At 62.7% G+C, this 24,080-nt stretch carries 16 protein-coding genes and 1 tRNA gene; 12 read left to right on the top strand and 5 right to left on the bottom strand.

What is annotated here, in order from left to right; translation table 11 throughout:
• The first annotated feature begins 20 nt into the window (after positions 1–20).
• Genes ACFCW2_RS13555 through trxA form a run of 7 tightly spaced genes read left to right on the top strand, consistent with a single transcriptional unit; the run spans position 21 to position 11,356 of the window.
• Positions 21–2,363, top strand: a complete 2,343-nt coding sequence (locus tag ACFCW2_RS13555) for a sensor histidine kinase (protein WP_379547159.1) — start codon at positions 21–23, stop codon at positions 2,361–2,363.
• Positions 2,360–2,797: a tRNA (adenosine(37)-N6)-threonylcarbamoyltransferase complex ATPase subunit type 1 TsaE gene (gene tsaE, locus ACFCW2_RS13550; protein WP_379547157.1), complete on the top strand. Its 438-nt coding sequence runs from the start codon at positions 2,360–2,362 to the stop codon at positions 2,795–2,797. The genes ACFCW2_RS13555 and tsaE overlap by 4 nt, the downstream gene beginning before the upstream one ends.
• Entirely contained in the window at positions 2,794–3,783 is a 990-nt protein-coding gene (locus ACFCW2_RS13545) for an aminoglycoside phosphotransferase family protein (RefSeq protein WP_379547155.1), read from the top strand. Before tsaE ends, ACFCW2_RS13545 begins: the two co-directional genes overlap by 4 nt.
• Entirely contained in the window at positions 3,780–4,496 is a 717-nt protein-coding gene (locus ACFCW2_RS13540; RefSeq protein ID WP_379547154.1) for a nucleotidyltransferase family protein, read from the top strand. Before ACFCW2_RS13545 ends, ACFCW2_RS13540 begins: the two co-directional genes overlap by 4 nt.
• Positions 4,489–7,491, top strand: coding sequence for a PD-(D/E)XK nuclease family protein (locus tag ACFCW2_RS13535; RefSeq protein WP_379547152.1), 3,003 nt, complete (start codon positions 4,489–4,491; stop codon positions 7,489–7,491). Before ACFCW2_RS13540 ends, ACFCW2_RS13535 begins: the two co-directional genes overlap by 8 nt.
• Positions 7,488–10,988, top strand: coding sequence for a double-strand break repair helicase AddA (addA, locus tag ACFCW2_RS13530; RefSeq protein WP_379547151.1), 3,501 nt, complete (start codon positions 7,488–7,490; stop codon positions 10,986–10,988). The genes ACFCW2_RS13535 and addA overlap by 4 nt, the downstream gene beginning before the upstream one ends.
• Positions 10,989–11,035: 47 nt before the next feature.
• Positions 11,036–11,356, top strand: a complete 321-nt coding sequence (gene trxA / locus ACFCW2_RS13525; protein WP_379547150.1) for a thioredoxin — start codon at positions 11,036–11,038, stop codon at positions 11,354–11,356.
• A 1-nt stretch (position 11,357) separates the two neighbouring features.
• On the opposite strand, the gene ACFCW2_RS13520 is transcribed toward trxA, so the two are convergent.
• Both ACFCW2_RS13520 and argJ read right to left on the bottom strand, forming a co-directional pair.
• The gene (locus tag ACFCW2_RS13520; RefSeq protein ID WP_379547148.1) at positions 11,358–12,164 is read right to left on the bottom strand and encodes an inositol monophosphatase family protein; all 807 of its coding nucleotides are present in this window, start codon (positions 12,162–12,164) and stop codon (positions 11,358–11,360) included.
• Positions 12,161–13,387 carry a bifunctional glutamate N-acetyltransferase/amino-acid acetyltransferase ArgJ gene (gene argJ / locus ACFCW2_RS13515; protein ID WP_379547147.1) on the bottom strand — a complete coding sequence of 409 codons (1,227 nt, stop codon included), beginning with the start codon at positions 13,385–13,387 and terminating at the stop codon, positions 12,161–12,163. The genes ACFCW2_RS13520 and argJ overlap by 4 nt, the downstream gene beginning before the upstream one ends.
• Positions 13,388–13,443: 56 nt before the next feature.
• On the opposite strand from argJ, the gene ACFCW2_RS13510 reads away from it, so the two are divergent.
• From ACFCW2_RS13510 to ACFCW2_RS13495, 4 genes are all read left to right on the top strand, one after another.
• Complete coding sequence (locus ACFCW2_RS13510; protein WP_379547145.1) at positions 13,444–13,755, top strand: hypothetical protein; 312 nt, start codon at positions 13,444–13,446, stop codon at positions 13,753–13,755.
• 99 nt (positions 13,756–13,854) lie between these two features.
• The gene (gene secA / locus ACFCW2_RS13505) at positions 13,855–16,596 is read left to right on the top strand and encodes a preprotein translocase subunit SecA (protein WP_379547143.1); all 2,742 of its coding nucleotides are present in this window, start codon (positions 13,855–13,857) and stop codon (positions 16,594–16,596) included.
• Positions 16,597–16,603: 7 nt separating this feature from the next.
• Positions 16,604–17,371: a sulfotransferase family 2 domain-containing protein gene (locus ACFCW2_RS13500; protein ID WP_379547141.1), complete on the top strand. Its 768-nt coding sequence runs from the start codon at positions 16,604–16,606 to the stop codon at positions 17,369–17,371.
• 33 nt (positions 17,372–17,404) lie between these two features.
• A complete protein-coding gene (locus tag ACFCW2_RS13495; RefSeq protein WP_379547139.1) occupies positions 17,405–18,142 on the top strand; it encodes a sulfite exporter TauE/SafE family protein in 738 nt (245 codons plus the stop codon).
• Between the two features lie 6 nt (positions 18,143–18,148).
• Here the strand turns inward: ACFCW2_RS13495 and ACFCW2_RS13490 are convergent.
• Positions 18,149–18,223 (bottom strand) — tRNA-Asn (locus ACFCW2_RS13490).
• A 132-nt stretch (positions 18,224–18,355) separates the two neighbouring features.
• Positions 18,356–19,144 carry an NAD kinase gene (locus ACFCW2_RS13485; protein ID WP_379547137.1) on the bottom strand — a complete coding sequence of 263 codons (789 nt, stop codon included), beginning with the start codon at positions 19,142–19,144 and terminating at the stop codon, positions 18,356–18,358.
• Between the two features lie 101 nt (positions 19,145–19,245).
• Here ACFCW2_RS13485 and ACFCW2_RS13480 point away from each other — a divergent pair, with 101 nt between their 5' ends.
• Entirely contained in the window at positions 19,246–20,553 is a 1,308-nt protein-coding gene (locus ACFCW2_RS13480; RefSeq protein ID WP_379547135.1) for an EAL domain-containing protein, read from the top strand.
• Here the strand turns inward: ACFCW2_RS13480 and mfd are convergent.
• Positions 20,550–24,044, bottom strand: a complete 3,495-nt coding sequence (gene mfd, locus ACFCW2_RS13475; RefSeq protein WP_379547134.1) for a transcription-repair coupling factor — start codon at positions 24,042–24,044, stop codon at positions 20,550–20,552. The genes ACFCW2_RS13480 and mfd overlap by 4 nt on opposite strands.
• Between the last annotated feature and the right edge of the window lie 36 nt (positions 24,045–24,080).

Genomic DNA, 24,080 nt, shown 5'->3' with positions numbered 1-24,080 from the left:
TGCCCGCATAGCTGGTACACATGACCTTATCGCCCACCGCTTTGGTGTTTCTTGCCCTGTTGCTGGCCGTGTGGACGGCTGCCGCAGCCGGGCTGCTGATCGCGGCGGGCACACGCAACCGGCAGGCCGAGGCGAGCCGCCATGCTGCGCGCAGGCTGGCCCGCATGATCGACGAGGCACCGGCCATTCCCCTGCTGGTCCGCAGCGATGGAAGGATCGAAGGCTCGGACCGGCTGGCGCATTGGCTGGGCCTGCCCGAACTTCCTGAATTTCTTAGTGAATTACACAAGGATGAGGAAACCGGCCTGTCGCGCGATCAGCTGGAAGAACTGACCGGTCATGTCCGGCGCGCACAGAAAACAGCGGCGCCGTTCCGTATGGAACTCAGCGTGCCCGGATCGCAGCGAAGTCTCGCTCTGCGCGGCAATCTGGCGGATGCGCAGATTTCGCCGGGCGGGGCAGCGATGGTCTGGGTCTTCGATTTCAGCGAGAGTGAAACGGAACTCGCCCGGATGCGGGAGGAAACCAGCCGGGCGAAGGGCGATTTCGCCGCTCTGGTCAATTTGATCGAAGCCGCCCCCATGCCCATGTGGTTCCGCGGGACGGACACCAGATTGCGCCTGGTCAACGCCGCCTATGTCGATGCGGTTGACGGGGAGAGCGCGGAAGATGTGATCGCGCGTCAGGTCGAGCTTGTGGAGTCGGTTGATGGCCTGACCGCAGCGCAGATTGCGGGGCAGTCGGCCCAGCAGTCCCGGCCCATCGAGCGGATGGTGCAGGCCACGATCAAAGGCACGCGGCGCGCGCTCAAGGTCAGCGACTTGCCGGTGCAGGGTGAGGGCGTGGCGGGCTATGCCGTCGATATTGAAGAGATGGAGCAGCAGGCCCGCGAGCACCGCGCCTATTCGCAGGCACAGCGCTCCATGCTCGACCGCCTGTCGGTCGGGGTGGCCCAGTTCGATGGCAAGCGGAAGCTGACTTTCGCCAACCAACCTTTCCGGCGCATCTTTGCCATTCGCCCGGGCAGCGGTGCGCAGGGCATGGCGTTCGACCGCTGGCTTAGCGAAGCGCGCGACGAAGGCCGCACGCCCGAAGTCCGCGATTTCCCGGCATGGCGCGCCGAGCACAGCGACTGGTTCGGCGGCGATGCCACAAAGGAAGAGAATTGGCCGCTGGCAGATGGCACGCATCTGCAGATTATCGCGCAGCCTATGCCCGATGGCGGGCTGATGCTGATTGCCGAAGACCGCACCGAGCAGCTGGCCCTGTCCGCCACCCGCGACACAATGCTGCGCACCCGCACAGCCACTTTCGATAGCCTGTTCGAAGCGCTGGCGGTGTTTGCGCCGGACGGAAAATTGCAGGTCTGGAACCGGACATTTGCGAGCACATGGGGCGTGGAAGAAGACCTGCTCGATACACACCCGGCGGCGGACAAGCTTGTCGCCGCAATCGCTCCGAGTCTCGCGAGGCCCAGGCGTGCAAGCAGCATCGGTGAGACGATCCGCTCTGCGACGCTCGACCGCAAGGAAAAGGCAGGTCGGCTGACCATGGCCGATGGCCGTACGCTTGAATTTGCCGGCGTGCCGCTCCCCGATGGCAATGGCTTGCTCACCGCTCTGGATGTGACGGCGAACGAGCAGGCAGAGACTGCCCTGCGCGAACGCAATCAGGCGCTGGAGGCGGCCGATCAGGTCAAGACCCGCTTCCTCGCCAATATGTCCTACGAATTCCGCACGCCGCTCACGTCAATCGGCGGCTTTGCCGAGCTGTTGGATGGCGGCGTTGCGGGAGAGCTGACCCCGCAGGGGCGCGAATACACGCAGGCGATCATCGATTTTGTTGCCCGGCTGACCGAGCAGGTGGAGAATGTGCTCGATCTTTCGCAGGGTGAGGCCGGATTGCTGCCGATTTCGAAGCAGAAGCTGGAATTGCAGCCCTTCGTCACAGGTATCGTGCGCGAGCGGGAGCAGGCCATTCTCGACAAAGGCCTCTCGCTCGATCTGCGCGGTGCCCAGGCAGCGAAGCTGGAAGCCGATCCCCGGCAATTGGGCAGGGCCATCGGCCAATTGCTCGACAATGCAATCACGGCCACACCAAAAGGCGGGAAACTGCTGGTTGATCTCTCGCGGAAGAAGGACGGCGTGCGGATTGTGATCTCGGACAATGGCCGGGGGATGACCGCCGAGGAACTGTCCCGCGCGATGGATGGCCTGCGTCCGGCTAAAAGCGGCGACGGGCTGGAGCGCAGGCAGGGGCTGGGCATTCCGCTCGCCCGCCAGTTGGTCGAACTGCATGGCGGATCGCTGGAGATCCAGTCGCGGCGCGGCGTCGGCACGACTGCGCTGATCCACCTGCCGTGAAGATCGACCTGCCCGATCTGGACGCGATGGAGGTGCTGGGACAGCGCATTGCGGGTCGGCTCCGTGCGGGTGATGTGGTAACGCTGGAAGGCGGGCTCGGGGCGGGGAAGACCACGCTCGCCCGCGCGGTGCTGGCGGCCTTGGGCCATGAGGGCGAGGTGCCGTCGCCCACCTTCAACATCATCCAGACCTATGATGATGTGGACCCGCCTGTGGTCCATGCGGACTTCTACCGGCTGAAGCATCCATCGGAAGCCGAAGAGATCGGATTGGACGATTACCGCGACGGCGCGGCTCTGCTGGCCGAGTGGCCCGATCACGCCGGCGGTTTCGCGCATGAGCCGGGTTGTTTGTCGATTGCATTGGAAATTGTTGGCGAAGGACGCGCGGCGACTGTTGTGCCGGGTGCGGATTGGCTAGAGCGCTGGACATGAGTGATTTGCCTGACGGGTTGGAGCAGTTTTTGGGGGCCGCTGGCTGGGCCGGGGCGGACATTGCGCCGCTGGCCGGTGATGCGTCCTTCCGGCGATATTTTCGCATTGCGCGCGGCAACGACCGGGCGATGCTGATGTTCGCTCCGCCGCCCGAGGAAGACCCCGCACCTTTCCTGCATGTTGCGCATTGGCTCAGCGAAAACGACCAGCGCGGCCCCCAGATCATTGCCGAGGACGCCGCTGCCGGGTGGGTGCTTACGGAAGATTTCGGCGATGACCGGATGCGCGACTGGCTGGATGACAATCCGGCGGGCGAGGAGCAGGCCTATGCCGCCGCGATCGATGCGCTGGTCGATCTGCACCGCAGGCCGGCCGGACCCTTCGAGCCCTACGACATGGCAACCTATCTGCGCGAGGCCCGGCTGCTGACCGAATGGTATTGCCCTGCCGCCGGTCTTGATGTGGATGCAAACGGATTCGATGCTGCTTGGGAAGAAGCGCTGGCTCCGCTGGTGGCGCGGCAGCAACCCGGCGTGACCGTGCTGCGCGATTATCATGCCGAGAACATCATGCTGCTGGAGCCCGCACCCGATGGCAGCGGCGCGCAGGGCCTGATCGATTTTCAGGACGCGCTGGTCGGGCATCCGGCCTATGATCTGGTCTCGCTGCTGCAGGACGCGCGGCGTGAGGTTTCGACCGATCTGGAGGCACGAATGCTGGACCGGTACCTGCAGGCGAGCGGCGCGGACGGGAATTTCCATGCCGACTATGCTTTGCTGGGTGCGCAACGAAACGCGAAGATCGTGGGCATCTTTACCCGACTGCACCGGCGCGACGGCAAGCCGCGCTATCTCGATTTCATCCCCCGGGTGTGGACAGCGATGGAGCGCGATCTGGCGCATCCCGCGCTTGCTCCGGTGGCGCGCTGGTTCGATGCGAATATCCCGCAAGAATTGCGCAATGCAGCGGGCGGAACCATCGCATGAGCGATCTGGTCAGCGATACCGCAATGGTCATGGCGGCGGGGATGGGCAAGCGGATGCGCCCGCTCACCGCCAGCCAGCCCAAACCGCTGGTGCGCGTCGCGGGCAAGCCGTTGATCGACCATACGCTGGATCGTCTTGCCGAGGCTGGCGTGCACAAAGCGGTGGTCAATGTGCATTATCTGGCCGACGCGCTGGAGGCCCATCTGGCCGAGCGGCCGGTCCCTGCGGTGACCATTTCCGACGAACGGGAAGAATTGCTCGAAACAGGTGGCGGCATGGTCAAGGCGAAGAACCTGCTGCCCGATCCGTTTTTCTGCCTGAACTCCGACAATATCTGGCTCGACGGGCCGCAAAATGCGTTTGCCGATCTCTCGCGGCGCTGGGACCCTGAAACGATGGACGCGCTGCTGCTGGTGGTGCCGCATTCGCGCGCGATGAATTTTACCGGACACGGGGACTTTCATCTGGATGGCGCAGGCCGCGTCACCCGGCGCACCGCGCATCGGATTGCGCCGTTTATCTATACCGGAATCCAGATCGTCTCGCACCGTCTTTTGCGCGATGCCAAGGCGGAGAAATTCTCCACCAATATCCTGTGGAACCGGGCCGCCGGAGAAGGGCGCCTGTTTGCGGCGCCGTTTACCGGCCAATGGTTCGAAGTCGGCACGCCCGAAGCGATAGCTCCGACCGAGGCCGCCTTGCAGCATGGCTGATCCGGCGGGCCCAGCGCGCACCAGTCCGGACGTCTATTCCATAGCGGCCCATCGCGGTTTTGCCGATGCCCTCGTGGCGGGATTGGACCCGCGTTATTCGGAGGAAGGGCTAGGCCTTGCGCGGCTGACCCTGTTGCTCCCCAGTTCGCGGGCCGCACGCACCGTTACCGAGGCGTTTATCCGGCTCATGGGCACGGGCGGGCAGGCCGGTATGCTGCTACCCCGGATGGCGGTGGTGGGCGATCTCGATCTCGACGATACGCTGGGTCCGTTGCTCGATCCGCTTGGTTTTGCCAATATTCCCCCCGCCGTCGATGCGACCGAGCGGCTGTTTGTGCTGGCCGATATCTTGCGCCGCGAAATGGGCAAGGATGCACCGCCTGCCCCGGCAATCCTGAAACTGGCGCGCGATTTCGGCCAGACAATGGATCGTTTGCTGGTTGAGGAAGTGACACCTGACGAGCTTCTGTCGGACCGAGTGCTGACCTTGTTTGGCGATTTGGCAGGCCATTGGCAGGACAGCCTGCACCGCTTCGCCACGGTTCAGCGGCATTGGCTGGCAGAGCTGGAGCGACGCGGCGCGATGGATGCGGCCACGCGGCGCAACCTGCTGTTCGATGGCGCGGCCAAGGCTTGGAACGCAAATCCGCCTGAAACGCCGATTGTTGCGGCGGGTGTGACCAGCGCTTCACCCTCCCTGGCGCGCTTGCTGAAAGTGGTCAGCGAATTGCCGCAAGGCGCGGTTATCCTGCCCGATCTGGACCTGACGATGCACTCCGATGTCTGGGACGAGCTGGGCCGCGCAGGCGCGAGGCCGGAGCCTGATGACACGCCATTCGCCAAAGACGACGCGCCCACGCATCCGCAATATCATCTCAAGCTGCTGCTCAACCGGATGGGCATCGCGCGCGGCGAAGTGCGCCCATGGCACCGCAAGGGAATGACCGCAGCTCCGCCGGAACGCAGCCATGCCATTGGCGCGTTGTTACTGCCGCCCAAAGCCAGCACGCGGTGGATCGATCTGCCCGCCGAGAAGCGGCGGCTTTCGGGCGTGCGGCTAATGGAGAGCGCAGCGCCGGAGGAAGAGGCGCAGGCGATTGCCTTGCTGGCCCGGGAAGCTCTGGAAACCAGCGAACGCCGGGTGGCCATCGTTACCCCCGACAGAGGGCTGGCGCGGCGCATTGTCCACCATTTGCGCCGCTGGAATATCGAGGCGGATGACAGCGCCGGCCGCGAATTGTCGCAGACGCCTGCGGGGCGCTTGCTGTTGCTGCTCGCCGAGGTGCTTGCAGAGGATGCCGCCCCGGTGCCGCTGGTGGCGTTGCTGGGCCATCCGCTTGTGCGGCGCGGGGACGGGGAAGGGACTTCGCGGGGCGATCACCTCAGAGCCCTGCGCGCCTTCGACAAGGAACTGCGGGGGCCGCGCCCGGCCGCAGGACTGGAACCGCTGAGCGCCATTGCAGCCAAGGCCGGTGTTGCCGAGTGGTGGCAGGAAATGTCCGCCATCCTCGCGCCGCTGCTGGATATGACCGAGGCAACGCCACTCGCTGATAGCTTGGACGCGCTGGTGGCTGTGGGCGAGGCGCTGTGCGGCGAGGCCTTGTGGGCGCTGGAGGACGGGCGTGCCCTGTCTTTTTTCATCGAGGATTGGCGGATGCGCGCGCGGGAAACCGGCTTTGCGCTGGACCCGCGTGATCTGCACACCGTGCTGCAGGACGCTCTGGCTCAGATTGCCGTTCGCCCACCTTATGGTGGCCATCCCCGGATCGCGATTTACGGTTTGCTCGAGGCACGGATGAGTCGCGCGGATATGGTGATTTGTGCTGGTCTCAACGAAGGCAGCTGGCCTGCGCGCAGCGGGGCGGAACCTTTGCTGGCGCCTGCCGTGCTGCGCGCGTTGGGCGTTCCTGCGGCAGAGTTTCGCATCGGCCTCGCCGCACATGATTTGGCCGGAGCGCTGGGCGCGCCTGAGGTCGTCCTCAGTCGCTCGCAGCGTGATGCGGATGGCCCGGCGATTGCCTCGCGATTTTGGCTGCGGGTGAAGGCGCTGTTGGGGGGTGATTTGGGAGCTTCCCATGCTGAGGTGGCCATGCCCGTATTGGCGGCTGCGCTGGATCGGCCCAATCAGACCATTCCCGCGACCCAGCCGCACCCCATGCCCTCGGCTGAGCAGCGCAAAGTCTCGGTCTCGGTCACCGCGCTCGACCGACTGCGGTCTGATCCGTACCAGTTCTACGCCAGCCAGATCATGGGGTTGCGCGATTGGGACGGTCTGGATGCCGAACCTACGCCTGCGTGGCAGGGCGAGCTGGCGCATGACATTCTGGAGCGCTGGCACAAGGGCGAGGGCGATTTGCGCGATATTGCCTTGCGCCAGCTGGACCAGATGAATGCCCATCCGCTGACAAGGCATCTGTGGCAGCCCCGCCTTTTGCGCGCGCTGGAATGGGTGGAGGATGCCATCGGATGGGAAGAGGGCCGAGAGCCGGTCCTGTTCGAGGAGAAGGGCGAAATCACGCACAAGGGCGTGACGATCAACGGCCGGATCGACCGGCTCGATCGCTTGGCTGACGGGTCCTTTGCAGTGGTCGATTACAAGACCGGCAGGCCGCCCTCCGGCTCTCAGGTGGAGGCGGGCTATGCCCTGCAATTGGGCACGTTGGGCATCATGCTGGAGGAGGGCGGTTTCGGCGCGCGCAATGGGAAAGCTAGCGCGTTCGAATATTGGTCGCTGGGCCGCTACAAGGACAGCGAAACCGGCTTTGGCTATATCGACACGCCGCTGAAGATTGGCCGCAAACGAAGCGGGATAGCGCCCGAAGATTTCATGCCTCAGGCGCGCAAGTTCCTCGACGAAGCGCTGGACCAGTACATTCTTGGGAGCGACCCGTTCACTGCTCGCCTCAATCCCGATGCGCCGGGCTACGACACCTATGACCAGCTGATGCGTCTGGAAGAATGGCTTGGCCGTGATGCGGACGGAGGAGCGTCATGAGCGGTGAAGTCTATAAGCTCGAGGGCAGCCAGGCCGATGCGGTAAACCCTTCGGACAGCGTGTGGCTCTCGGCGAGCGCGGGCACCGGCAAGACGCAGGTGTTGTCCGCGCGGGTGCTGCGTCTTTTGTTGCAAGAGGATTGCCGCCCTGAAAGCCTGCTTTGCCTAACCTTTACGAAGGCCGGCGCGGCGGAGATGGCCACGCGGGTCAATGATGTGCTGGCCCGCTGGGTCATGCTGGACGAGGTCAAGCTGGCCGGAGAGCTGGGCGATATCGGTGCGCCCGCCGATCCGGCCACGCTGCGGCGCGCGCGGATGCTGTTTGCACAGGTGCTCGATTGCCCGGGCGGCGGCCTCCGGATCGACACGATTTACGCATTCTCGCAATATTTGCTCGCGGCATTTCCCGAAGAGGCCGATCTGCTGCCGGGCACTGTGGCAATGGAAGACCGCGACCGCGTTTTGTTGTCGCGCGAAGTGCTGACGCAAGTCATCGCCAATGGCACCGAGGCCGAGCGCGAGGCGCTGGCCGATCTCAGCGTGCGCCTTGGCCCAGACGGAGCCTTGGGCTGGCTCATGCAATGCGCCGGTGCGCGTGCGGCGTGGAACGGGCCTGCCGCATGGGTTCCGCCCATGGCATCGCGCCTGAAACGCCTGTTCGGATTACCTGCCGATCTGGAAGAAGCCTCTCTTGCCGGGCAGTGCAGCGATGCCGATTTCGATATCGCTGCCTTGCGTCACTGTCGGGAATCTCTGGCAGCATGGGGTACGAAGACGGCGGGCGAGGCAACTGACTTCATCGACCAGTGGTTGGCTGCCGAGCCGGAAGAGCGGTATCGCACTCTGGATGGCTTCTCGGGCACTCTGTTCACCCTGAAGGGGGAGCCGAAATCGCTTAAGAATGTCCTGAAAATCGATCCCGGCTATGGTGAGCCGGTCGAGCGGGTGCGGGCCAATCTGGAGGTGATCGAGCAACAGGCACGGCTGCTGGCGCTGGCCGAATGGCTCGCCCCGGCCTTGGAATTGGGCCGGTCCTTTGCTCTGGCGTGGGAAGAGGCCAAGGAACGCGAGGGTCTGATCGATTTCGATGACCAGATTCGCCGCGCTGCGGACTTGCTCGGCAAAAGCGGGATGTCCGACTGGATTCGCTTCAAGCTGGACCGGCAGTTTGACCATATTCTGGTGGATGAGGCGCAGGATACCAACGAGGCGCAGTGGTCCATTGTGAAGGCTCTGACGGGAGACTTCTTCACCGGTATCGGCCAGCGCGACGGGAAGCTGCGGACGATCTTCGTGGTGGGCGATTACAAGCAGGCAATCTTCCGCTTCCAAGGCACCAGCCCGGAAAATTTCGCAGCGGCCAAGGAAGCCTACAAGGCGCAAATTGCCAAGGCCGCTGCGGCAGCGCGGGACTATGCGCGGGATAGCCGGTCCGAGCCCCCGATTGCTTTGCGCGATCTGCAAGACCTTGATCTGGACCGCAGTTTCCGCACCACGCAGCCGGTGCTCGATTTCGTCGATGCGGCGATTGGTGCGGTAGGGTGGGAGGAGCTGGGTTTGCAGGAACCGCCCAGTAACCATCGCGGGGCCGAGCAGGCGGGATTTGTCCAGCTTTGGTGGCCGGTCAGCGCGCAAGAAGAAGACAGGGACGAGGCCGACAATGCGCCCGATGACAGCTGGCTGCCACCTGTCGAGCGACGCATGGCAGACGGGATCGCCAAGCAGGTCAAGAAGTGGCTCGACGAAGGCCACCCTCTGGCCAAGGGCAAGCGCCGCAATGCCGGGCCGGGTGACATCATGGTGCTGGTCCGCAAGCGCAAGGAACTCGCTGGGTTGATCGTTGCCCGCCTGCATGCGGCAGGAGTGCCGGTGGCGGGTGTGGACCGGTTGAGGCTGGGAGCACCGCTGGCGGTGAAGGATCTGGTCGCGGCGCTGCGGTTTGCGGTCAATCCGCTGGACGATCTCAATCTGGCGAATGTGCTCGTGTCGCCGCTGGGCGGATGGTCGCAGGAAGACTTGCTGGAGCACGGGCACCGGCCACGCGGACAGCGGCTGTGGGATCATCTGGGGCGCAGTGACGCGCCGCTGGTGCGTGACACGGTTGCGCGCCTCGGCGATTTGCTGGCGCAAGTCGATTTCGAACCGCCTGAGGCGCTGCTCCACTGGATGCTTTCGGGGCCGTGGCAGGGCCGCCTTAAGCTGGTGGCCCGATTGGGCAGCGAAGCGAATGACCCGATCGATGAATTGCTGAACGCTGCGTTTGCCTATTCGGCGTCGCACACCGCGAGCCTGACAGGCTTCCTCCAATGGTTCGATGCGGGCGAGGGCGAGGTCAAGCGCGAGGCCGGTGGCGGCGAGTCGCTGGTAAGGGTCATGACCGTGCACGGGTCCAAGGGCCTGCAATCGCCGATTGTCATTCTTGCCGATGCCACGGGAAATCCACACGCTTCGCGGTCTTCCGGATTGTCGCTGGCAGAGGAGGAGGGCGGCGATGCGGCCCTGCCACTGCCGCCGCTGGGCAAGGAGGACGTGCTGGGCCCGTTGTCCGACGAGGACGAGAAGCGCAAAAAGGAAGAGCTGCAGGAACACTGGCGTCTGCTCTATGTCGCAATGACCCGCGCGGAAGAGGCGCTGTATGTCGGCGGCGCGCTGGGTCTGCGCGAGAAGGCGCCTAACGAAGACAGCTGGTATGCCCGGCTGGAACCGCTGGTCGAAGGCGAATTTGTCGATGACGATATTTGGGGGGCGAGCGCTGGGTATGGGCAATTGCCCGATCCGGTGGCTGCGCAGACTGAGGCTGAACCTGCTAAAGCCACTTCACCTGCTTTGCCGAACTGGGCGACTACTCCAGTGGTCCCCGAACCGCGCCCACCGCGCCCTCTCGCGCCATCCTCTGCTGGGGATGAGCGCGGGGCCGATCCTCCCTTGCCGCCGGAAGTGGCTGCGCAGGCGGCACGGCGTGGAACGGTAATTCACGGGTTGCTGGAACGCCTGCCTGACGTTGCCGAAAAAAGCCGCGAGGAAGCGGGCCGCCTGTGGCTCGCGCGGCAAGCGGGTGATTTCGATCAAGCAGCGCAAGAGGAGATGCTTCGCTCAGCTCTGGCCGTGCTGGATGACCCCTCTTTCTCGCAGCTATTCAGCCCGCAATCGCTGGCGGAGGTTCCTCTTGCGGCCATCGTCGGGGGCAAGGTGATCAACGGCACCGCCGACCGTCTGCTGGTGACGCCTGAGCGCATTCTGGTGGTCGACTACAAGACCGCCCGTAGGCCGCCTGCAAGCGCAGCTGATATCTCGCGCTCCATTACCGCGCAAATGGCCGCTTACGTTGCTGTGCTGGAGGCAATCTATCCCGGGCGCGCCGTGCAGGCCGGGGTGCTATTCACCCATACGCCGCAATTGTTCGTTCTGGATGATGCAGTTCTGGCCCCGCACAAGGCCGCCCACAAAACCGATTTGCAGGGGACGCAGGAAAGCTTTGTCACCAATCGCGTTGAGTAAGCGAACAGGCATCCTAAATAGGGTGCAACCAATTAGGAGAACCAATCATGGCCACCACCGCCGTAACCGATGCCAGCTTCAAGGCCGATGTCCTCGACAGCGAAACCCCCGTTTTGGTCGATTTCTGGGCCGAATGGTGCGGGCCGTGCAAGATGATCGGTCCCTCGCTGGAAGAAATCAGCGACGAACTGGGTGACAAGATCAAGATCACCAAGATGGACATCATGGAAAACACTGACACTCCCAGCCAGCTGGGCGTGCGCGGCATTCCCTATCTGGCGCTTTACAAAGGCGGCGAGAAGATTGCCGAAATGACCGGCGCGGCCCCCAAGAACCAGCTCAAGTCCTGGATCGAAGAGCAGCTCTGATCTAGCTGCGGTTCGCCTGCAACCGGGCGACAAACGCATCGAATATTTCGGGGGACGAGGCTCCGATAAGTCCCGGCTTATCGGGCTCGTCCACCCGGTATTCGGTGCCATCGACGCGGGCCGCTTTCCCGCCCGCTTCGTTCAGCCACAAAATGCCGGCGGCGTGGTCCCACGGGAGCGTCCGTTTGAAGCTGGAGACGTCGTTCTGACCCAGCGCGAGGCGCGGATATTGCTCGGCGGCACAGCGCGGTATATCGACCAGATCGTAGTGCGGCGCGATGGTGCGGTTGACCATTTCCTGCTGTTCCTCGGTCAGAAACATCATCGAAATGGCGGCAATCGGCTTGGCTCCGGCCCCGGTTGGCTGAGAGTTTATTGTCTCGCCATTGACCTGTGCGCCTTGGCCCAGATGCGCCGAGCAGAACCGGCCCGATAGGCAATCAAGAATCCAGCCCGATTGGCACAGTCCGCCGGAGGATCGCGCGATGATGATGCCAAAGGGCGGCTGTCCGTGGGCAAAATTATGCGTCCCGTCGATCGGGTCGATAATCCAGCAATCGCCCGATAGCGCATCCATGATGGATGGATCGGCATGGACCGCTTCCTCCCCGACAATCGCCGGACCTTCATCGATAGCGGCGAGCCCCTCGGCCAGCATCACCTCTGCCTCGCGGTCGGCGATGGTGACGAGATCGTCGGAAGCCTTCTCGACAATTTCGCCCTTGGCTAGGTTTTGGAAGCGCGGGAGGATAACCTCCTGAGTGACGCGCTTTGTCAGCGTCTCGATCTGGCGGTCGAGCGCGTTCACGAGCGGTAATCCGCGTTGATGGCGATGTAGCCATGGGTGAGATCACAGGTCCACACAGAGGCGCGGCCATCGCCTATTCCGAGATCGACTTCTACGGTAATGTCCTCTCCCTTCAAATGCGCCGCAAGAGGAGCTTCGTCGAAATCATCCACCGGTTGCCCGTCGCGTGCGGCCCAGTGTCCGCCAAATCCGATGGAAAGTTTGTCGCGGTCAGCTGGCTCGCCCGCCTTGCCCACGGCCATGACGACGCGGCCCCAATTCGCGTCTTCTCCGGCAATCGCAGTTTTCACCAGCGGCGAATTGGCAATCGCCATGCCCACGCGGCGCGCGCTGTCATTGCTAGCCGCACCGGTGACGGACACCTCGATAAATTTGCTCGCGCCTTCGCCGTCGCGCACCACCAATTGCGCCAGCTCGCCGCAGACCTGCTCCAAGGCTGCGGCAAAGGCGTCAGCCCCCGCATCATCGAAGGAAGCCAAAGGCACATTGCTAGCCTTGCCTGTGGCGAAAACCAGCACCGTGTCGCTGGTCGAGGTGTCTCCGTCGACCGTGATGCAGGAAAAAGTCCGCGCGTTGATCTCGCCCAGAAGTTGCTGGAGGAAGGCTGGCTCCACTGCTGCATCGGTGAAGATATAGCCCAGCATCGTCGCCATATCCGGCGCGATCATGCCGCTGCCTTTGATAATCCCGGACAGCTCCACGCGCTGTCTGCCTACCATCGCCGCAGCGCCTGCGCCCTTGGTAAAGGTATCGGTCGTCCCGATGGCCTTGGCGGCTGCTTCCCAGCCGACCGGCTCCGCCGTCATTGCGGTATCTACACCGGCGACAGCCACGTCCTTGGGCAGCGGCACTCCGATCACGCCGGTGGAGGAGACGAACACCTCTTCGCGTGAGCAGCCGATGCCGCCCGCGACTTGCTCCATGATGGCTTCCACCGCCTCGCGCCCGCGATATCCGGTGAAGGCGTTGGCATTCCCGGCGTTGACCACCAGTGCCCGCGCCCGCCCGGACTTCACCTGCTCGCGGCCCAGTTCCACCTCGCTGGAGGCGCACGCGCTTTGGGTGAAGACGCCTGCCACAGCAGTGCCTTCGCTCAGCTCCGCTAAGGTCAGGTCCGCGCGGTCCCAGTCTTTATACCCGGCACGCACGGTTCGCAGTGTAACGCCTGCGATGGCCGGCAATTCGGGAAAAGGGCGAGCGAGCGGGGAGGGGGCAAGGTCCATAGGCGCAGCGACTATGCCAGCGCGGGGTCTTTTTCCAGACCTAGGATCGGCCCTGCATGGACTTGTTAGGAAACCCTCCCTATCTGGGCGACACAATGATGCGCCGTTTCCTCACCCTGCTTGCCGTATTGAGCGGCTTTGCCGTTATCGGCGCGCCGGTGCAGGCGCAGCCAGCGCAAGGCGCAGCTGCAGCTTGTGAAGCGAGCGCTCTTGCGGATCAGAGCCTGCAAGCCGCACCCGCCGCAATGATCCATGGCGTGGCATCGAAGCGAAGCCTGACCAGTGCATTCCCGCATGCAGAACCCGCAACCCGGTTCTGCCCGGAAGTGCCGCCCGTGCGCCTGCGGATCGACCGCGCGCACACCTAAGCCGCACCAGCGCAAGACTATCAGCCTCGCCGTCCGCATCAGGACCGGCGCGCATCTCCCGTAATTCGTTCAAAATTCTTACGCCAAGGTGGACAGTTCATGTTCAAAGGTATCGCAAAATCTCTCTTCGGTTCGTCCAACGACCGGTATGTCAAATCCATCGGCAAGATCGTCGGCCAGATCAACGCGCTGGAGGATGACGTAAAGGCCCTCAGCGATGCGGAGCTGCAGGCCCAGACGGACAAGTTCCGCGGCCTGCTGGCCGACGGCAAAACGCTTGACGATATTCTGCCAGAAGCGTTCGCCACAGTCCGCGAAGCGTCGATGCGCGTGCTTGGCATGCGGCATTTCGATGTCCAGATGATTGGCGGCATCGTGCTGCACCGGGGCGAAATCGCCGAGATGCGCACCGGTGAGGGTAAAACGCTTGTGGCGACGCTGGCGACCTATCTGAACGCAATCGAGGGCAAGGGCGTCCATGTCGTGACCGTCAACGACTACCTCGCCCGCCGCGATGCGGAATGGATGGGGCAGCTCTACACCTGGCTCGGCCTGACCGTTGGCGTGATTATCCCGAACATTCCCGAACCTGATCGCCGCGCGGCTTACCAGGCCGACATCACTTACGGCACGAACAACGAATTCGGCTTCGACTACCTGCGCGACAATATGAAGCATGAGCGCAGCCAAATGGTCCACCGCCCGTTCAATTTCGCGATTGTCGACGAGGTGGATTCCATCCTAATTGACGAGGCGCGGACCCCGCTGATCATCTCCGGCCCGACCGAAGACAAGACCGATCTGTATGTGACCATCGATGCCATCGTGAAGCAGGTCGATCCCGAATGGTACGAGGCGGACGAGAAGACAAAGAACATCAGCTGGACCGAGGACGGGGCCGAAGCCATCGAGCAATTGCTGGCCGATTCCGGTGTGCTGACAACCGACAATCTCTATGATGTCGAGAACAGCCAGGTCGTCCACCATCTGGACCAGGCGCTCAAAGCGAACATCATGTTCAAGCGCGACACCGACTACATCGTCAAAGACGAGAAGGTCGTGATCATTGACGAGTTTACCGGTCGTATGATGGATGGCCGCCGCTGGTCCAATGGCCTGCATCAGGCTGTCGAGGCCAAGGAAGGCGTCAAGATCGAGCCCGAAAACCAGACCATGGCCTCGATCACCTTCCAGAACTATTTCCGTATGTACCCCAAGCTCTCGGGCATGACCGGCACCGCCGCCACCGAGGCGAGCGAGTTCTGGGACATCTACAAAATGAATGTGGTCGAGATCCCGACCAATGTCCCCGTGCAGCGGATCGACGAGGACGACGAGTTCTACAAGAACACCATCGACAAGTTCAAAGCCATCGCCAAGGCGATCGCCGAGAAGAGCGAAATCGGGCAGCCAACTCTGGTCGGCACGGTCTCGATCGAGAAGTCCGAGCTGCTCAGCAAGTTCCTCGACGAGGAAGGCGTGAAACACTCCGTCCTCAATGCCCGCTTCCACGAAAGCGAAGCGCATATCGTGGCGCAGGCTGGCCGGATGGGCGCAGTGACCATCGCCACGAACATGGCGGGCCGCGGGACCGATATTCAGCTCGGCGGCAATGTCGAGTTCCGAATCGAAGACGAGTTGAAGGACATGCCCGAAGGGGCCGCTCGCGATGCGGCGATTGCCAAGATTAAAGAAGAAGTCGCCGCCGAGCGCGAGCAGGTGCTGCAGGCTGGCGGATTGTTCGTTCTTGGCACGGAGCGGCACGAGAGCCGCCGGATCGATAACCAGCTGCGCGGCCGTTCGGGCCGTCAGGGCGACCCGGGTCTCTCGCGGTTTTACCTGTGTCTGGAAGATGATCTGCTGCGCATTTTCGGGCCGGACACGCTGTTCAGCCGGATGATGAATTCCAATCTGGAAGATGGCGAGGCGATCGGTTCCAAATGGCTGAGCAAGGCCATCGAGACTGCGCAGAAGAAGGTCGAGGCGCGCAATTACGACGTGCGTAAGCAGGTCGTCGAATATGATGACGTGATGAACGACCAGCGCAAGGTGATCTACGAACAGCGCGCCGATATTATGGACAGTGAGGCGGTCGACGATGTGGTTGTAGATATGCGTCAGGACACGATCAATTCGCTGGTCGGGACCGCGTGTCCTCCCGGCTCTTATCCCGAGCAGTGGGATATCGAAGGGCTGAAGGAAAAGGTCACCGAAGTTCTGGGCCTGTCGCCCGATCTCGATGCCTGGATGCAGGAAGACCAGCTGGAGCCCGACATCATCGAGGAACGTCTGCAGACGATGGCCGAGGAGAAGATGACGGCCAAGATCGCCTCGACCGATCCCTCGATCTGGAAGCGGGTGGAGAAGGGCATTCTGCTCGACCGGCTGGACCATCACTGGAAAGAGCACCTCGCTACGCTGGATGCCCTGCGTCAGGTCATCTGGATGCGCGGTATCGCCCAGAAACAGCCGATCAACGAATACAAGCAGGAAGCTTTCGGACTATTCGAAGGGCTGCTCGATACGCTGCGGCAGGATGTCACCAGCATTCTGATGAAGAGCGAGCTGCGCGCTGCGCCCCCGCCGGAAGAACTTCCCGAACTGCCCGATTTCCTCACGGGTCATATCGATCCGCTCACCGGCCGCGACAATTCCGACGACGGTGACGGATCAGCAGCGCGGCCCGAACTGTTCGGCTCTCTTGCTGGATCGGCCAGAGCTGGGGCAGCGTCGGGCGGGTCTGCGCCCAATCCCTATGCGGATCAGGACATTCCGCGCAATTCGCAGTGCCCCTGCGGATCGGGCAACAAGTACAAGCATTGCCACGGGGCATTGTCTTGAGGGAAATGTGGGCGGCAATCGCGCCGCCTACTCGCCAGCGAGGTTGCAGGGGGCTTCACACTTGATACTGCTGAAGCAGCATAATGTATTGTTTTTGAAGCCGCGCAAAGTGGCAGGGACATCTTTCGAGATGGCTCTGTCGCGGTTTGCGGGGCGCGGGGACATCATCACGCCTATCCTCCCCGAGGAGGAACGGGAGCGGATCAGGCGCGGCTATGCTGGCAAGCGCAATTACCGATACCGGCCGTGGGAATTGACGCGCCGCCAGCTCAAACCCGTTGCCCGTGAGCTTCGCTATCCATACAAATTCTACAACCATACCTCGGCTCATGAAGCGCGGGAACGACTGGCGCCCGGCGTCTTCGATAAGGCCTTGAAAGTTTCGATCGTGCGCGACCCCTTCGACGTACTGGTTTCGCAGTTTTACAATCAGGGTCACGCGAATGACGATCCAGCAGCGTTCGCCAACTGGGCTCGAACGCATTCAAAATTCGTTACTGTGAACGAGAAGCAGTATTACTGTCATGGCGAATATGTCGTCGATCACATGATCCGGTACGAGCATATTGCAGAGGATGTCGCCCGACTTGAGGCGCTACGTCCCGGTCTGGCGGGCCTTGGTGAAACGTTTGCCAGTTTTTCAGCAAAGGCCCATTTCCGCCCCAGCAACACCGGACCGCAGAGGATGTTTGCTGGGTCAGATGGATTGGTGGAAACCGTCCGGTTTCTTGCGGCCCCCGTGTGCGAGCGATTTGGCTATGACGTGCCTAGGTGAGATCTTGGCATATCACCTGCGCCAAATTTTCTGATGATCTGGCTCGCCGCCGCCTTCTTCGTCACGGCACTGCTCTACGCGTCGGTCGGGTTCGGAGGCGGCTCGACCTACAGCGCTCTTCTGGCGCTTTCGGGGTTCGATTACCGATTGCTCCCGATCCTATCACTGATCTGTAATGTCGCGGTGGTGGCAGGCAGCAGCATCCGCTTTGCCCGTGCCGGTGTAACGCCGTGGAAGGGTGCTTTGCTGCTGACAGCCTTAGCCGCGCCGGCGGCGTTAGTTGGCGGGCTGACACCGATCCGTGAGGATGCTTTCTTCATCCTGCTTGGCGGCTGCCTGGTGCTGGCAGGGCTGGCCCTCTTCGTCCCTCAGCGCAGCCAGAGCGACACACCGACACGCTGGGTGCGGCTTATGCCTGTTGTCGCTCTTCCGCTGGGGTTCTTGTCGGGCCTTGTGGGCATAGGCGGCGGTATATTCCTTGCGCCGCTTCTGCATCTCACACGCTGGAACGAGACGCGTGCGATCGCGGCCACGGCCAGCCTCTTTATTCTTGTCAATTCCTTGTTCGGGCTGGCGGGGCAATTGCTCAAGAACGGGTCCGACCGGCTTGGCGAAGCCGCAGCATTCGGCCTGCCCCTCATGATCGCGGTGGTGATCGGCGGACAGATCGGAAGCCTGCTCGCGCTAAGAGTGTTTCCTGCACGGGTCATCCGCATGCTGACCGCCGCGCTGACCATCTGGGTCGGCGGGCGCTTGCTGCTTTCGATGTGAAGAAAATGGCTCCCCGAGTTGGATTCGAACCAACGACCAAGTGATTAACAGTCACCTACTCTACCGCTGAGCTATCGGGGAGCAGCCCCCAAGCGGTATGGAGGGGGCAGGGCTGGGCCTATATGGGGGCGTAAAACCTTTGGCAAGGCCCGTTCTCGCTCAAATGAAGCTTGAGGCAAAAAACCTGCCTTCGCCGGGAAAAATACCCGGAGTTCAGGTGACGAATTGCTCGGCCACAATCCGCTCGTCCAGCGTGTGACCCTTGTCGAACAGCAGCGTCAGTTGCTGTTCGCGGGAGATCGAGATGCGGACTTCCGCGATATCGCGAAATTCGGTCTGGTCGGCGACCACCGCAACCGGGCGCTTATCGGGCTCGCGCACTTTGAACGTCACGTCATTGCGCTCCGGCAGAACGGCGCCGCGCCAGCGGCGCGGGCGGAACGCGCTGATCGGGGTAAGGGCGATCAATTCGGAATCGAGCGGCAGGATCGGGCCGTTGGCGCTGAAATTATACGCTGTCGAGCCTGCAGGAGTGGCCACCAGCACACCGTCGCACACGAGCTCCTGAATCCGGACCTTGTCGCGCACGCTGACCTCGATCTTCGCAGTCTGGCGGGTTTCGCGCAGGAGCGAGACTTCGTTGATGGCAAACCGGGTGTGGGTCTTGCCGTCCTGGGTGATGGCTTCCATCCACAGCGGGGCGATGTCGCGGTCGATCGCGCGGTTGACGGAGGAAAGCAGGTCCACCCGCTTGCGCGGCTTGTTCATCAGGAAACCGACAGTTCCCATATTAATGCCGTAAACCGGCTTCAGCTGATGGTCATCGAGCATCTGGTGGAGTGTCTGGAGCATGAAACCATCACCGCCCAGAACCACCACCGCATCGGCATCGTCCAGCGCGACAAATTCATATTGCGCTGACAATTCGGCGGCCGCCTGCTGCGCCCGCTCGGTCTCGACGGCCAGCAATGCCAGCTTCGTGAATTGATGCGAACCGCCCATGCCTGTCTCCGAACCCGCTAATCTTGCGCTGCCGTCCCATAAGATGACGGCTTCGTCAAAGGCCAAAGACACAGGCACGAAGCGGGACTAGGGCCAAGGATATGAATGCAATGGTCGCAATGGAACGGGATGAGCTGACAGGTTTGCCGGGGCGTGCTGCGTCTCTGGAGCGGCTTGACCAGTGGCTGGCGCGCGAGGGCGTGCCGGTGCACGCAATGGTGCTGAGCCTTGGCCGGTTCGAAACCGTCAATCTGGCCTTTGGCGAGGCCACAGGGGATGGCGCCCTGGCCGAGGTGGCGCGGCGGCTGATGCATTTCGGGGAGGACGAGTTCGAGCTGTCCGACTGGATTGCCGCGCGTCTTGGCGGGGGAAAGTTCCTGTTAGCGCTGCGGGAGGATTGCACGCGCGAGCGGTGGCAATGGCTGGCCGAGGCGCTGGCCGATGCCGTGGCGCTGCCGATAGCGGCGGTTGAATCTGATGCCAGCCTGCGTCTGTGGCCACGGATTGCCCTGATACGCGCGGCACCGGGTGAAGATTCGCGGGCCCTGCTAGACCGGCTTGCCGAAGCGCTGGGCCGGATGAAGGGCCAGCCGGGTCGCCGCACGGAATGGATCGACAGGCAGAAGGCCCCCGACGGGATCAGCGGAGCGCAACTGGAGGCCGATCTGATGGGCGCGATGGCGCGCGGCGAGATCGAAGTGCGCTTTCAACCGCAATATGCACTGCCAGAAGACGTCCTGATCGGGGCCGAGGCTCTGGCGCGGTGGCAGCATCCGGTTTTGGGGCTCATCGGGGCAGGACCGCTGTTTGCGATAGCCCAACGCGCCGACCAGACCTCGGCCCTGTCGCGCCATGTTGCGGAGCGGGCGCTGGACATTGCGCGAGAGTGGCCGGAGCTATTGCGGCTATCGCTCAATATTACTCCCAACGATCTCGCCTCTCCCAATTTTGCGAATGATTTTCTGGCATTGCTCGGCCAGAGCGGGTTCGATCCGCATCGCCTGACACTGGAAATCACCGAGCAGGTTCTGCTGGCCGATCTCGACATGGCAGCGGCTGTTCTTGCGAAAATCCAGTCGGCGGGGATCGCTCTGTCGCTGGATGATTTCGGGGCGGGATTCTGCAATTTCCGCTATCTCAAACTGCTGCCTCTCAGCGCGTTGAAGCTGGACCGGACCATGGTGGAAGGCATCGCCGAAAACTCCCGCGATCTGGCGGTTTTGCGGGCGATTGTAGCCATGGCGAGGGCGCTCGATCTGACGGTCGTCGCCGAGGGGATCGACACCGAGGAGAAGCGGCGCATTGTCGCCGGAGAAGGGTGCTCAAGTTATCAGGGTTTCCTGCGGGCGCGCCCTATGAAGCCGGATGCTTTTGCCAAACTCGCGATGGCGAGGGCCGCAGCCGCTTAGGCCGCCTGCTTTTCCTTCGCCTTGCGCGCCTTGGCCGCAATCCCGCTCAGACCCTTGGTCAATTGGAACAAGCCATTCAGGCGGCTTTCGGGGCTGTCCCATGCGCGGTTAATCACCAGCTTCATATCGGGGCGCAATTTCGCAGTGCCTTTCAGCCGGTCGACATAGGCGAGCAGGCCGGGTCCGTCGGGGAAGTCGTCCTGATGGAATGTCACCAGCGTCCCGCGCGCGCCGACATCGATTTTCGAAATATTGGCGATAATCGCCTGATGCTTGATTTCCAGCAGCCGGACCAGATTGCGGGTTGCATCGGGCAGGGGGCCAAAGCGGTCGATCATCTCTGCGGCCATGCTTTCGATTTCGGCCTTGTCCTGTGCCTGATTGAGGCGGCGATACAGCGCCATGCGCACCGCGAGATCGGGCACATAGTCCTCGGGGATCATAATCGGCGCATCGACGGTAATTTGCGGGCTTAGCGCGCTGGTGTCGCGCTCCAGACCGGCTTCACCCGCCTTGGCTGCTAGAATCGCGTCCTCCAGCATCGATTGGTACAGCTCGAAGCCGACTTCCCGGATGTGGCCCGATTGCTCGTCACCCACCAGATTGCCTGCCCCGCGAATATCGAGATCGTGGCTCGCCAACTGGAAACCGGCGCCCAGCGAGTCGAGATCGCCCAAGACCTTCAGGCGCTTCTCGGCGACCTCTGACAGCTGCGTGTCCTGTCCATAAGTGAGATAGGCATAGGCGCGCAGCTTTGCCCGGCCGACACGGCCACGCAGCTGGTAAAGTTGGGCAAGGCCAAAGCGGTCGGCGCGGTGGATGATGATGGTATTGGCGCTGGGAATATCCAATCCGCTTTCCACGATCGTGGTGGACAGCAGAACGTCGTATTTCTTCTCGTAGAAGGCGCTCATCCGCTCTTCAACCTGGCCTGCGCCCATCTGCCCGTGCGCGGTGACAATCTTCACCTCCGGCACATGCTCCCGCAGCCATGCTTCCAGCTGCTCCATGTCGGAAATGCGCGGGACCACAATAAAGCTCTGCCCCCCGCGATGATGTTCGCGCAGCAACGCCTCGCGCATCACCATGTCGTCCCATTCCATCACATAGGTGCGCACAGCGAGACGATCGACCGGCGGCGTTTGGATGGTGCTGAGTTCGCGCAGGCCTGTCATCGCCATTTGCAGCGTGCGCGGGATGGGAGTGGCCGTCAGGGTGAGCATATGCACATCGGCGCGCAGCTGTTTCAGCTTTTCCTTATGCGTCACGCCGAAGCGTTGCTCCTCGTCCACCACCACGAGGCCGAGATTTTTGAAGGTGGTCGATTTTGACAGAATGGCGTGCGTGCCGATCACAATGTCGATCTGGCCGTTTTCCAACCCCTCGCGCGTTTCCTTCATTTCTGTCGGGGGGACGAGGCGCGAGAGGCGACCGATTTTCAGCGGGAAGCCTGCGAACCGTTCAGTGAAATTCTGGTAATGCTGTCGGGCAAGCAAGGTGGTGGGGGCCACCATTGCCACCTGCTGGCCGTTCATCGCGGCAACGAATGCCGCGCGCAGCGCCACTTCGGTTTTGCCGAAGCCAACATCGCCGCAGACCAGCCGGTCCATCGGTCGCCCGCTTTCCAGATCGCGCAGCACATCGGCGATGGCGCGTTCCTGATCGTCGGTCTCTTCCCACGGGAAGCGGTCGAGGAACTGGTTGTAGGTTGCTTCCTCCGCTTCCAGCACGGGCGCCTTGCGCAGGGCGCGGGCGGCGGCGGTTTTCATCAGCTCGCCTGCAATGGCCTGAATCCGCTCGCGCAGTTTTGCGCGGCGGCGCTGCCATGCCTCACCGCCCAGCCGGTCTAGCTGCACGGCCTGCTCGCTGCTGCCGTAGCGGGTTAGCACATCGATATTCTCGACCGGGATATAGAGTTTATCCCCGCTGGCATATTCCAGCATCACACAGTCATGTTTGCTTTTGCCTGCAGCAATAGCCTCCAGCCCGAGATATTTGCCGATCCCGTGCTCGATATGGACCACCAGATCGCCGCGATTGAGAGCTTGAATCTCAGCCAGAAACGCATCGGAATCCTTGCGGCGCTTCTTGCGACGGACCAGCCTATCCCCCAGCACATCCTGCTCGGTCAGCAGCTCCAGCTCGTCATTGGCGAAGCCGGTTTCCAGCGGCAGGACCAGAGCGACCGTCTTGCCCTTGGCCGATTTCCCAAGCGCATCCTGCCAGCTATCGGCCAGCAGGGTCTCGGCACCGGCTTCCGACAGGATCGAAGCAATCCGGCTGCGCGAGCCCTCCGAATAGGTTGCGAGGATCGAGCGCTTCTTCGCTTTGCCGAGCGTGCCGAGATGCTTGGCCGCTGCCTCGTAGATATTGTCGCCCCGCGCGCGCTCTGGTGCAAAATCGCGGGCAGATGAAAAGCCGAAATCGAGCACTTTATCGCTTTCCGGCTCGGCGAAGATCACGCTGCGATGGATCGGCGCGGCCTGCATGGCGCGCTGCCATTCGTCAGCGTCCAGATAGAGCGTTTCCGGGTCGAGCGGGCGGTAACCGCCCTTGGATTGGCCGGTCGCATTGGTCCGCGCCTCGCGGTAGTCGGCGATATCGGATAGCCGCTCGTCAACGGCGGGCAGGGCGGCGTTGTCGATCACCAGTGCATCGTTAGCACTCAGATGGTCGAACAGGGTGACCAGCCGGTCTTCGAACAAAGGCAGCCAGTGCTCCATGCCCGCCTGCCGCCGGCTGTCGCTGACCGCTTCATAAAGCGGGTCCTGCGTGGCGGAGGCCCCGAATTGCTCGCGGTACCGGCTGCGGAAGCGTTTGATGCTGTCTTCGTCCAGCAGCGCCTCGCTGGCGGGCAGCAGCAGGAATTTGTCGAGCGTGCCAGTGGTGCGCTGGGTCGATGGATCGAACAGCCGCAGCGATTCCAGTTCGTCGCCGAAGAAATCGAGCCGCAATCCCTGCTCCAGACCCGACGGGAAGATATCCACGATCGACCCGCGCATCGCGTATTCGCCGTGATCCACGACGGTGTCGGAGCGGGTGTATCCTTGCCGGCTGAGGAGTGCAGAGAGACTGGCATGGCCGATCTCGAACCCGGCCTTCAGCTCGCGGACACTCTCGCGGATACGGAACGGGGTCAGCACGCGTTGGAGGGCGGCGTTGACGGTAGTGACGACCAGTTGCGATCCCGTTTTGCCCGCCTGCAGATCATGCAAGGTCGCTAGGCGGGTGGCACTGATTGATAGTGCGGGGCTGGCGCGGTCATAGGGCAGGCAATCCCATGCGGGAAATTCCAGCACCTGCAATTCCGGCGCGAAGAAGCGCGCTGCCTCGGCCACAGACCGCATCGCCGCTTCGTCCGGAGCGATAAAAACCGCGCGGCCCTTCGCCGCGCGCGCCAGATCGGCCATCACGAGCGGTTGCGCCCCGCGAGCCACGCTGGCGAGGGTGAGCGGCCCATCGGCCTTCAGGATGCGGGAAAGGTCAGGCATGTGATTGGGGTATGCCGGGCGCGCCGAAGCGTTCCC

It is taken from the genome of Qipengyuania algicola, from assembly GCF_042492175.1.
Taxonomy (GTDB): domain Bacteria; phylum Pseudomonadota; class Alphaproteobacteria; order Sphingomonadales; family Sphingomonadaceae; genus CAJXSN01.
Note: the sequence above shows the minus strand (reverse complement) of the source record. Positions and strands in the feature narration are given on the sequence as shown.